At 60.2% G+C, this 13,197-nt stretch carries 11 protein-coding genes; all 11 read left to right on the top strand.

Translation table 11 applies throughout. From position 1 onward, the window contains the following. The first annotated feature begins 229 nt into the window (after window positions 1–229). The 11 genes from AC20117_RS08905 to AC20117_RS08855 all read left to right on the top strand — a co-directional run bounded on the left by AC20117_RS08905 (window position 230) and on the right by AC20117_RS08855 (window position 13,134). Window positions 230–1,354 carry a substrate-binding domain-containing protein gene (locus AC20117_RS08905; RefSeq protein WP_158300446.1) on the top strand — a complete coding sequence of 375 codons (1,125 nt, stop codon included), beginning with the start codon at window positions 230–232 and terminating at the stop codon, window positions 1,352–1,354. Window positions 1,355–1,739: 385 nt separating this feature from the next. Next, window positions 1,740–2,984: a M20 family metallo-hydrolase gene (locus AC20117_RS08900; protein ID WP_074700034.1), complete on the top strand. Its 1,245-nt coding sequence runs from the start codon at window positions 1,740–1,742 to the stop codon at window positions 2,982–2,984. A gap of 70 nt (window positions 2,985–3,054) precedes the next feature. Next, window positions 3,055–4,002 (top strand): N-carbamoyl-D-amino-acid hydrolase, encoded by a 948-nt coding sequence (locus AC20117_RS08895; RefSeq protein WP_211482290.1) that lies wholly within the window; start codon window positions 3,055–3,057, stop codon window positions 4,000–4,002. A 34-nt stretch (window positions 4,003–4,036) separates the two neighbouring features. Beyond that, window positions 4,037–5,410 carry a dihydropyrimidinase gene (gene hydA, locus AC20117_RS08890; protein WP_074700036.1) on the top strand — a complete coding sequence of 458 codons (1,374 nt, stop codon included), beginning with the start codon at window positions 4,037–4,039 and terminating at the stop codon, window positions 5,408–5,410. 75 nt (window positions 5,411–5,485) lie between these two features. Next, window positions 5,486–6,967 carry an NCS1 family nucleobase:cation symporter-1 gene (locus AC20117_RS08885; protein ID WP_074700037.1) on the top strand — a complete coding sequence of 494 codons (1,482 nt, stop codon included), beginning with the start codon at window positions 5,486–5,488 and terminating at the stop codon, window positions 6,965–6,967. 95 nt (window positions 6,968–7,062) lie between these two features. Next, window positions 7,063–7,827: an aspartate/glutamate racemase family protein gene (locus AC20117_RS08880; RefSeq protein WP_074700038.1), complete on the top strand. Its 765-nt coding sequence runs from the start codon at window positions 7,063–7,065 to the stop codon at window positions 7,825–7,827. A 28-nt stretch (window positions 7,828–7,855) separates the two neighbouring features. Continuing rightward, on the top strand, window positions 7,856–9,097 hold the full coding sequence (locus tag AC20117_RS08875) for a M20 family metallo-hydrolase (RefSeq protein WP_074700039.1): 1,242 nt from the start codon (window positions 7,856–7,858) through the stop codon (window positions 9,095–9,097). A 179-nt stretch (window positions 9,098–9,276) separates the two neighbouring features. Then, entirely contained in the window at window positions 9,277–10,476 is a 1,200-nt protein-coding gene (locus AC20117_RS08870) for an MFS transporter (RefSeq protein ID WP_074700040.1), read from the top strand. Between the two features lie 243 nt (window positions 10,477–10,719). Further along, window positions 10,720–11,688 (top strand): asparaginase, encoded by a 969-nt coding sequence (locus AC20117_RS08865; RefSeq protein WP_074700041.1) that lies wholly within the window; start codon window positions 10,720–10,722, stop codon window positions 11,686–11,688. 24 nt (window positions 11,689–11,712) lie between these two features. Further along, complete coding sequence (locus AC20117_RS08860; RefSeq protein WP_074700042.1) at window positions 11,713–12,591, top strand: polysaccharide deacetylase family protein; 879 nt, start codon at window positions 11,713–11,715, stop codon at window positions 12,589–12,591. Window positions 12,592–12,714: 123 nt separating this feature from the next. Continuing rightward, window positions 12,715–13,134 (top strand): hypothetical protein, encoded by a 420-nt coding sequence (locus tag AC20117_RS08855; RefSeq protein ID WP_074700043.1) that lies wholly within the window; start codon window positions 12,715–12,717, stop codon window positions 13,132–13,134. The last annotated feature ends 63 nt before the right edge of the window (window positions 13,135–13,197 follow it).

The following is a 13,197-nucleotide window of genomic DNA, read 5'->3' as shown; positions in this document are numbered from 1 at the left end:
CTTCTTCGAAGAACATGGTGCTGCACAAGCAGTAAGAATCGGGCCGTTCTTTCGATGTCTTCGCTTGGCGGCTTGCCGCTGTCTGTCGCTCTTCTCTGCACAGCGACACGCATAGCGGCGGTTCTCACGAGTACCACCATGAGTATCATCCGGTTCTATGCTCGTTAGACCCCTCATGTCTCAGGGGGGGGGAGATACCCCACAAAATTTGATTCAACAGGGACTGGTCATGATTGAGCACTCTGAAGCGCCGTCTAGCCCTAATCGCGCGCAAAGCGATAGCGGTAAACTGATACGGGAAATCACCGATGACGGGGAGAGTCCCATGGAAGATACGCGGGATACTTCACCCGTTACTATGGCAACCCTTGCCAAGCGGGTCGGAGTGCACATCTCGACGGTTTCGCGGGCGTTGCAGGAACCGCGGCAACATACGACCAACAAGACCACCCTGATAATCAGGGAGCTGGCCGACCAACTCGATTTTCAGCCGGATGCCACAGCTTCACGGTTACGGACCCGCCGCAGCCGGCTCATCGGCGTCACGGTCCCGAGCCTGACCGATCCGGTTCACGCCACCACCTATGAAGGCATCGACAAGCAGGCCTTGCGCAGAGGCTACTCGACCATGTTGAGCATGTCGGCCAATCTTGATGATCGCTCTCCCAGCCGCGCCAACAGCCTTATCCGCAGCCGTGTCGAAGGAATCATCATCCAAGACACCTTTGAGGGCGATCTCCTCCCGGCGACTTTGCGGAAGCGGCACATACCGTATGTGATGTGCCTGAGGAAGAACGACGACGAGGTTTCAGTCGCCGTCGACGATCTGCTGGGTGGACGGTTGGCTGCTGAACATCTGGCGGCAGCGGGACATACGGAGATAGCGATCATTTCGCCTGATAGTTCAGTGAGCACGGGCAGGGACAGAGTCGAAGGCTTTCGGCGCCGCATGCTGGAATTGGGCACAAGGATTGACGATTCACGGATAGTCCCTGCGGGATTCGATATTGCCTCCGGCCAGCGCGCCGCCGAAACGCTGCTTGACTGGCCTAAACTTCCCACAGCCATCTTTGCCAGCAACGACCTGACTGCCGCCGGCATCATGTTCAGGCTCCGGGAGGCAGGGATAACGATAGGGCGCGACGTCGCCCTGGTCGGCTACAACGACATAGAAATTTCCAAGCATCTGCCGGTGCCTCTGACCACCATTGCTTCCCCTCTGCATGAGGTGGGAGCCAGAAGCCTCGACACCCTGGTCGAGGCCATCGAAGGCCGCACGCCACGCTCCTTGAAACTCACGCCGCAGCTGCTCGCCAGGGAATCAACACTTGCATTCGCTCCGGTGAACGCCTGATCTTTTCCGAACAGCTTCCGCCGTCCTGCTCCAAGCGTTTGCTCTCATCATGACCGTGAAGATGTTGGCCTGCTCCGTGTGACCCCGTCTGTTCCCGCCTGGGCTGGAACACCGTTAGTTCGCGGTCGCGACTTGGCCGCTCTTTCTGCCTCCCCGCCATCAAGCCATGTCCTTGCCGGGCATCCCGTTCCAGGCGGGATCCTCAGCACGACTGCATATCCTTCAGGTCGCGGGGCCCGCTAAGCAATCTCAAAAAAATTTCTGCAATCGATTGCAATGTCCTCTTGCCCTCGCTAAAGTTGTTGCCCAGAGGCATCAAAAGTGATGGGGATCACTTCCGCTCCGGGGCCTGATGCCGGTATTCGCTCTCTCAAAGGCACTCTCTATGGAAACACTTGACGGCATTTCTACGGGCCGGATCGATCGGCTGTTTGCAGGTATTGAAGCTTTTGTCGATCCCGCATTTGACGGTTGGACGAGGACTGTCTTTAGCCCTTCTTATCGGGCGGAACGTTCCTGGATGACCGAGGAATTCATACTCGCGGGACTCGAGGGTGTGCGTGTCGATGACTTTGGAAACATCGTCGGGATATTGCCCGGACGCTACAGTGACGCCAAGCCCATCGTGATCGGCTCACATACGGACACTGTCGAGCGCGGCGGCCGGTTCGATGGAATCGTTGGCGTCCTGGGCGCACTCGAGGTTGCGCAGCGGATCAAGGAATCCGGAAGTGTCCTGAACCGGCCGCTGATGGTCATTGACTTCTTCGGCGAAGAGGCTAACCCGTTCGGGCTTACCTGCCTCGGCAGCAGGGCGCTTGCGGGCAGTCTGACGGTGACGGATCTGGAGCGTGTGAGCCCGGAAGGCAAGCGCCTGGGCGATGCGATGCAGTCCTTCGGCCTGGACCCCTCACGTGCCGTCAGCGGCAAGCATCCGGCGCAGGGCAGCTGGCATGCCTACCTCGAACTGCACATTGAACAAAGTTCAACCTTGGATCAGACGGGGTGCAATATCGGCGTCGTCTCGGCCATCGCCGGAATCAAGCGACTGGTAGGTCGCTACATGGGCCAATACGACCATGCGGGCGGTGCCCGGATGAAGACCAGAAAAGACGCGCTGCTTGCCGCTGCTTCTTCCGCTCTGGCGCTTCATGAGTTCGCCTGTGGAAGTCCGGAATATGCAGTGGCAACCACAACGCATATCGACTCCCTGCAGCTGGCGCAGAACGTTGTACCCGGCCGATCGGAACTTCGGGCGGAACTACGCTCAACAGATTCCGCCTGGTTCGGAGCCATCGAGAAAGACCTCGCGCTGCGGCTGTCCATGCGCGCGGCAGAGTTCGGCTGCGAGCTGGACGTCGAATGGTTTCTCGATAACGAAATCACGCACACCGATGCCACGCTCCAGGAAACCATTGCCGCTGCATCAACCAGTCTGGGACTGACCTGGACCGCGGTTCCGAGCGGGGCCACCCACGACTCGGTACATATGACGGGGATAGCCCCCATGGGCATGATCTTCATTCCGTCGATCGACGGCCGAAGCCACTGCCCGGAAGAGTTCACGCCCAAAAAAAGACATACTCAACGGCATTGCGGTACTCGAAAAAAGCGTCCGTCTGGTCGATGAATCACGGCCTTGAACCGGCGCTTTTCAAAGGGAAACAAATCTAGGAAAAAACGGAAAGAAGGAAAACAAATTGGCGAAAAACTTGATGCTCGCGGTTGCTCAAGTCGGCGGTATCGATAGTTCGGAATCAAAACCCGAAGTCGTCGCACGCCTGATTGCCCTGCTGGAAGAAGCAGCGTCCCAGGGCGCGGAACTGGTGGTCTTTCCCGAACTCACGCTGACCACGTTCTTCCCGCGGACCTGGTTCGAAGAAGGGGACTTCGAGGGATACTTCGAAAAATCCATGCCCAATGACGATGTCCGGCCCCTCTTCGAACGGGCCAAAGACCTTGGTGTTGGTTTCTATCTCGGGTACGCGGAACTGACCAGTGATCAGAAGCGGTACAACACATCGATCCTGGTGAACAAGCACGGGGACATCGTGGGCAAGTACCGCAAGATGCATCTGCCGGGCCATGCCGATAACCGGGAAGGACTTCCCAACCAGCATCTCGAAAAGAAGTACTTCCTCGAAGGAGACCTCGGGTTCGGTGTCTTCGACTTCCATGGCGTGCAGGTCGGCATGTGTCTCTGCAATGACCGGCGCTGGCCCGAGGTCTACCGTTCGCTTTCCCTGCAGGGAGCAGAACTCGTTGTCCTGGGCTATAACACCCCCGATTTCGTTCCGGGCTGGCAGGAAGAGCCGCACGCAAAGATGTTCACGCACCTTCTCTCGCTTCAGGCGGGCGCATACCAGAACTCGGTATTTGTCGCTGCCGCGGGCAAGTCGGGCTTCGAGGACGGGCACCACATGATCGGTGGATCAGCGGTCGTCGCGCCCAGCGGCGAAATCCTGGCCAAAGCGGCCGGTGAGGGCGATGAAGTCGTCGTTGTGAAAGCAGATATCGACATGGGCAGGCCCTATAAGGAAAGCGTCTTCGACTTCGCCGCCCACCGGCGCCCCGACGCGTACGGCATCATCGCCGAAAGAAAAGGGCGGGGCGCCCCGCTGCCCGTCGCGTTCAACGTGAATGACTAAGAGACCAATCAAACAAGAAAGACGGTAACCAAAAATGGATGCGAAACTCCTTGTTGGCGGCACCATTGTTTCCTCGACCGGCAAAGTCCGTGCCGACGTGCTCATCGAAAACGGTAAAGTTGCCGCGGTCGGCATGCTGGACGCCGCGACACCGGACGCTGTCGAACGGGTCGACTGCGACGGAAAATACGTCATGCCCGGCGGCATCGACGTCCACACCCATATCGATTCCCCCCTGATGGGGACCACCACCGCCGATGACTTTGTCAGCGGAACGATTGCAGCAGCGACCGGCGGAACCACGACCATCGTCGACTTCGGACAACAGCTCGCCGGCAAGAACCTGCTGGAATCCGCCGACGCGCACCACAAAAAGGCACAGGGCAAATCCGTCATCGATTACGGCTTCCATATGTGCGTCACGGACCTTTATGAGAATTTCGATTCACATATGGCAGAACTGACCCAGGACGGGATCTCCAGTTTCAAAGTCTTCATGGCCTACCGCGGCAGTCTGATGATCAATGACGGCGAACTGTTCGACATCCTGAAGGGAGTCGGTTCCAGCGGTGCGAAACTGTGCGTCCACGCGGAGAACGGCGACGTCATCGACAGGATCGCCGCCGACCTCTACGCCCAGGGAAAAACCGGCCCCGGGACCCACGAGATCGCACGCCCGCCGGCATCGGAAGTCGAAGCAGTCAGCCGGGCCATCAAGATCTCCCGGATGGCCGAGGTACCGCTGTATTTCGTGCATCTTTCCACCCAGGGGGCCGTCGAGGAAGTAGCTGCCGCGCAGATGACAGGATGGCCCATCAGCGCCGAAACCTGCACGCACTACCTGTCGCTGAGCCGGGACATCTACGACCAGCCCGGTTTCGAGCCGGCCAAAGCCGTCCTCACGCCACCGCTGCGTACCCAGGAACACCAGGACGCGTTGTGGAGAGGCATTAACACCGGTGCGCTCAGTGTCGTCAGTTCGGACCACTGCCCGTTCTGCTTTGAGGAAAAGCAGCGGATGGGGGCGGACGACTTCCGGCAGATCCCCAACGGCGGACCCGGCGTGGAGCACCGGATGCTCGTAATGTACGAGACCGGTGTCGCGGAAGGAAAAATGACGATCGAGAAATTCGTCGAGGTGACCGCCGAGAACCCGGCCAAGCAATTCGACATGTACCCCAAAAAGGGAACAATAGCGCCGGGCTCCGATGCAGACATTATCGTGGTCGACCCCAACGGAACAACCCTCATCAGCGCCGACACCCAAAAGCAGAACATGGACTACACCCTGTTCGAAGGCTTCAAAATCCGTTGCTCCATCGACCAGGTCTTCTCGCGCGGCGATTTGATCAGCGTCAAAGGCGACTATGTCGGTGCAAGCGGACGCGGCGAATTCATCAAGCGATAGATACTGCGCTGCAGGTATCGCAACCTCAACAACTATTTACCGGTCAATGGAGACCGCTCACTAAAGGAACGCTAAATGTCTGTTTCACAGCAAAAAGCCTCTCCGCTCTATAACAAAGAACTGTCCCCCGAATCCGCCTCCGGGACATGGAAAACCGTCAACCTGTTCAACTGGTGGATGTCCGCCTGGCACAGCCTGGGCGGCTACACCGTAGCCATCGGGCTCTTCGCCCTGGGGCTGATGGGCTGGCAGGTTATCCTGGCCTTCTCCATCGGCATCGTCATCCTGTACTTCGTCAACAACCTCAGCGGCGTCGCGGGCCAGCGCGTCAAGGTGCCGTTCCCCGTTTTCGCCCGTGCCTCCTTCGGAGTCTACGGGGCAAACATCCCGGCACTGCTCCGGGCCGTGGTCGCCATCGCCTGGTACGGAATCCAGACCTACCTTGCGTCGGCAGTCGTCATGCTCCTGGCCATCAAGATAGTGCCAGGAGCGGCCGGTCTTGAGGCAGTCAGCTTCCTGGGCCTGTCTGCACTGGGCTGGATTTGCTTCCTGGGGCTCTCGCTCATCCAGCTCCTTGTGCTTTTGGGCGGTATGGAAGCAGTACGCCGGCTCTCCGACTTCGCCGGGCCCACGATCTGGGTCGCAATGCTCGCCCTGGCGATCTGGGTGCTGTCCAGGGCTGACTGGAGCATCGACTTCACCTATTCAATGGCGCAGTTGGGAAGCGCAGGCGCGCAAACCATCAGCTTCGCCTCGGCCATCTTCATCATCGTGGCATACTTCGCCGGCCCGTCGCTGAACTTCGCCGACTTCACCCGCAACGCCCCGTCTGAAGCATCCGTGAGGAAGGGGAACGCGCTCGGCCTCCTGATTAATGCCATCGCCTTCGGCATCATCTCCGTCGTCATTGCGCTTGCATCCGTGAAAGTCTACGGAGAGGCGATCCATGATCCCATCGCGCTGCTGGCTGACATCGACAGCATCACGCTGCTTCTCATCGCGATCATTGCCGTGGGCCTGGCGACCGCGGGCATCAACATCATTTTGAACTTCGTCTCCCCCGTTTACGACCTCATCAACGTGTGGCCCAAGGTGTTCACGTTCCGCAGCGCCGGCGTGCTCGTCGCGGTGCTGGCCGTCGTTATAACCCCGTGGAACCTGTTCGCGAACCCGGTGATCGTCAACCAGTTCGTTGGTGGAGTGGGCGCTTTGATGGGACCGCTCTTCGGTGTGATCATGACCGATTACTACCTGGTCAAGAAGTGCCGGATCCAGACCGATGAACTTTTCAATGCCGAACCGTCAGGGCTTTACTACTACAAGAAGGGATACAACCCCAAAGCTGTAGGGGCCCTGGCGGTGGCGGGCCTGTTCACGATCGTCATGTCGGTTATTCCGGCTTTCGCAAGCTGGGCGCCCCTGGCCTGGCCGGTAGGTGTCCTGGTCGGTGCCGGTTTGTACTACTTCATCTCCCGCAAAGACATTGTGAAGTCCGGTCCGGACTACTCCCGCTCCAGCGAAAGCGTTTCGGCTGAAGCTGTACAAACGCTCGACTAAACCTCTGTTCCCTACGTCAAGCGGGCAGGTGTCGAGGACGGTCCAACTCGACACCTGCCGCCCGAACCGGCCTCATCAGGCGAAGGATACCCACGATGCGAATTCTTGTCATCAACCCCAACTCGAACCAAGCCATGACGCAGAACATCGACCGCATGGCCAAGAGCATGGCCGGTCCAGACACAATAATCTCAACCATCTCCCCGGAGATGGCTCCTGCCTCAATTGAAAGCCACGCGGAGGACATCGTCGCCGGCTACAGGCTCATAGAAGCCGCAACGACATATCCGGAACCCTATGATGCCCTGGTCATCGCCTGCTACTACGACCCGGCACTCGAGGCGCTCCGGGAAGTCCTGGACGTTCCTGTTATCGGCATCGCAGAAGCCTCCGCCCACATGGCCAGCCTGGTCGCCCCGAAATTTTCCGTCGTGACCGTGCTTCGCCGCGGCGTCCGCCACGTCGAAAACGTCATCGACGCCGCAGGACTGTCATCGCGATGCGCTTCGGTCCGCGGCGTGGATCTGGGTGTACTGGACATCGATGCCGACCTCGAACGGGCCGCAACACTCATCGCTGCTGAGGCGTTAAAGGCCATCAGCGAAGACGGAGCCGAAGCCATCGCCCTGGGCTGCGCCGGCATGGGCCCACTCGACAAACGGTTGCAGGAGGAGCTGGGAGTTCCTGTTCTTGACGGGGTGGCATGCGCTGTGCCCCTCGCCGAATCATGCGTCAAATACGGGATCACGACCAGCAAAATCAACAGCTACGACCGGCCTCCCGCCAAAAAATCGCCAGGTCTTGACCCACTGCTCGAGCAGATCTACGTGCCCGCCACGGAACTAAAAGTTAACGCCTAGCTACGGTCCATCACAGGAGAGAATCAACGTGAACGCCGAAAATTTCCTCAAAGATTTTCACCATGTCGCCAGCATCGGCGCCACCCTCAATCATGGAGTAGACCGGCAGGCAGCCACGCCTGAGGACCGCCGCACCAGGGATTGGTTTCGTACGTTCGCCACCGAGCGGGGGTGGGAAACCCGGGTCGATGCCATCGGCAATCAATTCGCGCTCATAACCTGGCGCAAGGACGCCAAGTACGTCGTCGTCGGTTCCCACCTCGACAGCCAGCCGCTCGGCGGCCGCTTCGACGGAGCCTACGGCGTCCTCGCGGCGTTGCACGCGGCAGAACGGCTGGTGAAACGCGTGGACAACGGCGGGGAACTGCCGATGTTCAACCTGGCCGTCGTCAACTGGTTCAACGAAGAAGGCGGCCGGTTCGCCCCTTCCATCATGGGAAGCAGCGTCTACGCCGGAATCATGGACCGCGGGGAGATGCTGCAGGTACGGGACCTTGGGGGAACGACCGTCGCAGAAGCCCTCGGCAGCATCGGCTATCTGGGCAGCGACACCGCGCCGGAAGCAGCAAGCTATGCCGAAATCCACATCGAACAGGGCCGCATCCTGGAGCGGGAAGGACTGCAAATCGGGGCGGTCGATTCTTCCTGGTATACCCAGAAACTCGATATCGAAATCCTCGGTGAACAGTCACACACCGGTGCTACAGCGATGGCCGATCGACGCGACGCGCTCGTCACCGCGTCCAGAGTCATACTGATGGTGCACGACGTGGTGGACGATTTTGAGCCCGAGGCCATAGTCTCCTCGGTTGGCCGGATGACCCTGGAACCCAACTCGCCCATAGTTGTCCCGAGGAGAGTGCAGCTGGTAGCTGACCTTCGCTCCAATTCACCGGAAATAGTAAAAGCCGCACGGTCGTCCCTGCTCAAGCAGCTCAACGACCTCTCGGACGAACACCAAGTAGAGATCAACGTCCGCGACTTCGATATCCGCGAGAACCAGTACTACCCGGAATCCGGTGTCGAGCTCACCGAAAAACTGGCGGCGAACCTGGGCCTGGGTGTTCGGCGCATGCAGACCATGGCCGGCCACGATTCGGTCGCCCTGAACCGTATCGTGCCGTCAGTAATGGTTTTCATCCCGTCAGTCGACGGAGTTTCCCACTGCGAACGTGAATTCACCACCGATGAAGATATGACAGCAGGAGTCGATTTGCTGACAGAACTCTCCTGGGAGCTGGTTCAGGGAGCCCTCGTCGCCGACGGTTAGGGGAATAGCCGGGCCCTGAGCGGGTCGAGCACAAGCCCCCGGCAATTAACATGAGGCTTGTCATACAGACCCATTCCCGTCTCGCGGATGCAACACTGGCGTGGTTGGTGCTTTTCCGCATGCCAAGGGGCCGGCAAGGCTATACGGTGGGTTTGCGTCGCTTTGAGGATCAGGACTAAATGTCGGTTGTTGACGGAGTGAAGACAGAACGTACTGTGCGCTTCGGGCTCGCGTTCGTGGGCATCATGGTCATAGCGGTGAACCTGCGTGTAGCTTTTGTCAGCGTCGGTCCTTTGCTGGTGGAGATCAGCAGCGACCAGGGCTGGTCCAACAGCACCGCCGGACTGTTGACCGGGCTGCCGCTTATCGCCTTTGCTGTCTTCTCTCCCGTAGCCCCGGGATTGGCGTTTCGGCTGGGTCTGGACCGTGCTCTGTGGGTCTCACTGTTGCTGCTCATGCTTGGCGTTCTTGCCAGGTCAGCCCCGGTGGAAGGCGCCATCTGGGTCGGAACCGCTCTCCTGGGGGCTGCGATCGCGTTCCTGAATGTCCTGCTGCCTTCCCTGGTCAAACGGGACGTCCCCACGCGGGTCAGCCAGGTGACGGGAATCTATACCGCAGCCCAGGGCGCCGTCTCGGCTGGGGGCGCTGCACTCGTCGTGCCAATCGCGCACGCCACAAACTCGGGCTGGAGACTGGCCCTGGGGATTTGGGCCGGCTTGGCGTTGGTTGCCCTGGCCGTCCTTTTGCCCCGGATCCGCCGCCACGTCTCCAGTGCAGGACCGGCTGCCGACGGCCCGTCCCCGACCTACCGTTCACCCTGGAAGTCGGCGTTGGGCTGGCAGGTCACCGTCTTCATGGGCCTGCAGTCCATGGCGTTCTTCATCCTCATGGCCTGGCTGCCCAGCATTGAACAGGACCATGGCATTTCACAGGTTGCTTCCGGCATGCATATTTCGGTGTTCCTCTCCACGGGGACGCTGGCCAGTCTTGGCGCCGGCGCACTGCTGCACCGATTCACCGACCAGCGGCCACTTGCCCTGATCACCAGTGTGTTCGCGGTCGGCGCGTATGTTGGGCTGGCGGTGGCCCCTGAAGTGTCCTTGCTCTGGTGCGTCGTGGCTGCGCTTGGCTGCGGCAGCCTCATCGTTATCGCCTTGTCGCTATTCAGCCTGCGCACGGTGCACCATACACAGGCCGCGGCGCTTTCCGGAATGGCACAATCCATCGGTTATGCCATCGCAGCAGCCGGTCCCGTTGCCTTCGGTGCCCTTCACGACCTCAGTGGAGGCTGGACACTGCCTCTGGCAGCGACCGCGGGATCCATGCTTGTCCTATGCATCGTCGCGGTTCTGTCAGCACGGAACAGACTAATCGGCTGAGCTCCAAGTCCTTGCGGGCTCTCGGCGTCATCTCCAGCAACAACCGCTTATTTTGTGGAAACCCAGCGGAAATTATTTCCGGTGTGACTCTTTCCAGCGGTATCAGCCTTCTTCAAAAAAGTGTTGCGCCTCACATCCGTGCGCCATACTATCTTTCAAGAAGGCTACGCAAACGATTGCAGGCTGCGTTTGTCCAACTGTTGGCCGACTTTTCATACAAAGACGTTAGGGAGTTGCAGGCGTTTGGCTCACATTCGGATTTTTGGGACAGGCGGCACGATCGCTTCCAGGAAGGGCAGCGGTACCGGTGCTGTTGCCTCCGACAGTGCCGAGGATCTGCTCCGGGGATTATCCGGCGAGCACACCGTCGACTCCCAGGACATCCTGACGACCGGCAGTTACCGGCTGGGACTGGGTGATCTGCGCACGATCGCCGAGTTCGTCCATAAGGCCTCGGACGATGAGCAGGTTGACGGCGTGGTCATCACCCATGGCACGGACACGATGGAAGAGACCGCCTTCCTCCTCGAACTGGTTCACGGTTCACCCAAGACCGTGGTGATGACCGGGGCCCAAAACACCGCCGACAGCTTGAATCCGGACGGGCCTCGCAACCTGGAAGAAGCCGTACTGGCGGCCGGGTGCCGGCAGCTGCGCGGATCGGGGGCGCTGATCTCCTTCAGCGGTTCCGTCCGCTCGGCCCGCGGCGCACGCAAGGCCCACACCACTGCGGCGAACCCGTTCTCCGGCGGCTGCAAGGTAGCGCATATGGTCGGGAAGGAACTCGTCGTGACCGGCCTGCCGGTCAGGCACCCGGCCCTACCGCTGCCTACCACGGCGTTTGATACGACCCGGGTGGAGATCATTACCGTCTATCCCGGGGCAACAACGGACCTGTTCGACTTTGCCGTCGCCTCCGGGGCCCATGCCATCGTCCTGGCCGGGTCCGGGGTCGGAAACGCCGGACCCGGCTTCGCCGACGCCATCGGATCCGCCGTGCGCACCGGCTGTCCGGTCGTGCTGAGCACCCGCACTCCGTGGGGCCCGGTGGTACCCACCTACGGCAACGGCGGGGGCACCGATCTGGTCGCAGCCGGTGCGGTCCCCTCCGGTGACCTGAACCCGTTCCAGTCCCGCATGCTGGCGGCCCTGCTGCTGTCCCACGGAACGCCCATGAACGACTTTCCCCATGCTTTTTCCCGCTACTGCTAACCCGTCATCCCTACAGGAGGAACTGTGTCCAAGGAGATTTACGTATCGGTCGGTATCGACGTCGACGCTGTCGGCGGCTGGCTGGGCTCCTACGGGGGTGAGGATTCCCCGGGCGATATCTCCCGCGGCCTGTTCGCCGGCGAAGTCGGTGTTCCCCGCCTGCTGAAACTCGCCACCGACCGGCAAATTCCCGTCACGTGGTTCTGGCCGGGACATTCCATCGAGACGTTCCCCCAGCAGTTTGAGGCCACCGTCGCTGCCGGCCACGAAGTCGGCGTCCATGGATACAGTCATGAGAACCCGATCGCGATGACCCGCAAGCAGGAAACGGAGGTTTTGGACCACTGCATCGACCTGTTCGTCTCCCGCACGGGCAAGAAACCGGTCGGTTACGTTGCGCCATGGTGGGAATTCTCCCCGGTAACCAATGAGATCCTGCTCGAACGCGGATTCCTCTATGACCACTCCCTGATGCACAACGATTTCACGCCCTACTACGTGCGCGTCGGCGACAACTGGACCAAAATCAACTACGAGGCCGAGTCAGCGCAGGAATGGATGAAACCGCTCATCCGCGGCCAGGAAACAGAACTCGTCGAGATCCCTGCCAACTGGTACCTGGATGATCTGCCTCCGATGATGTTTATCAAGGGCAGCCCGAACAGCCACGGCTTCGTCAGCCCGCGCGATATCGAACAGCTTTGGAAAGACCAGTTCGACTGGGTCTACCGCGAAATGGACTACGCCGTCTTCCCCATCACCATCCACCCGGACGTCAGCGGACGACCACAGAACCTGCTCATGCTCGAGCGGCTCTTCGACCACATTCAGGGCCACGACGGCGTCCGGTTCACCTCCATGGAAGACATCGCACGCGACTTCCTCAAGCGCAACCCCCGCTAAAACTGGACGCTGGCCGGAGACCCGTCCCTGCCGCTTGCAACCTCCGCGGCTAAGGTGCTTCACCCCGGCCAGTCTCACTGTCCGGGCAGTATCGACATTCAGCTCGCGGAGCAGGAGAAAACCATGTGCGGAGCGTGCCCAGGCGGAACAGTCGTCTCCCGCCTAACCGCCTATGCGAATCTGAACGGCCTCACCGCCGAGGTAACCGACCTGCTGCAACGGGCCGCCGGCAAACGCATCATCCTGTCGAGGTTCGGAGGCCAATGGCTGCTGCGAAAACGCACCGGCCAGCAGATTATCGCCCGGAAACTTGAAGAAGTAGCCGAGCGCGTTGTTGAAACCGGGGACGTCAACTGGGAACAACTCCAAGCCGCAGAGATAACCACGAAGCCCGCTACCACAGGGCTCCTGCTTATCTCTCCCTATGATGCCGAACTAAAACAGATTCTGGAGACACCCGCCAAGCGGGCGGCGAAGACATTGGATGCCCGGCAGTTCGCGGTCGCGCTGCTTGTCCACGTACACAACGCGAGGACGGCCTAACTGCTTACGTACCGGAACCCATGACATCGGCAGGACAACCACGCCCGCCGGGAACGCGAGCAC

Source organism: Arthrobacter crystallopoietes, assembly GCF_002849715.1.
GTDB lineage: Bacteria > Actinomycetota > Actinomycetes > Actinomycetales > Micrococcaceae > Crystallibacter > Crystallibacter crystallopoietes.
The sequence above is the reverse complement of the archived record's forward strand: the minus strand, read 5'-3'. Positions and strand labels throughout refer to the sequence as shown.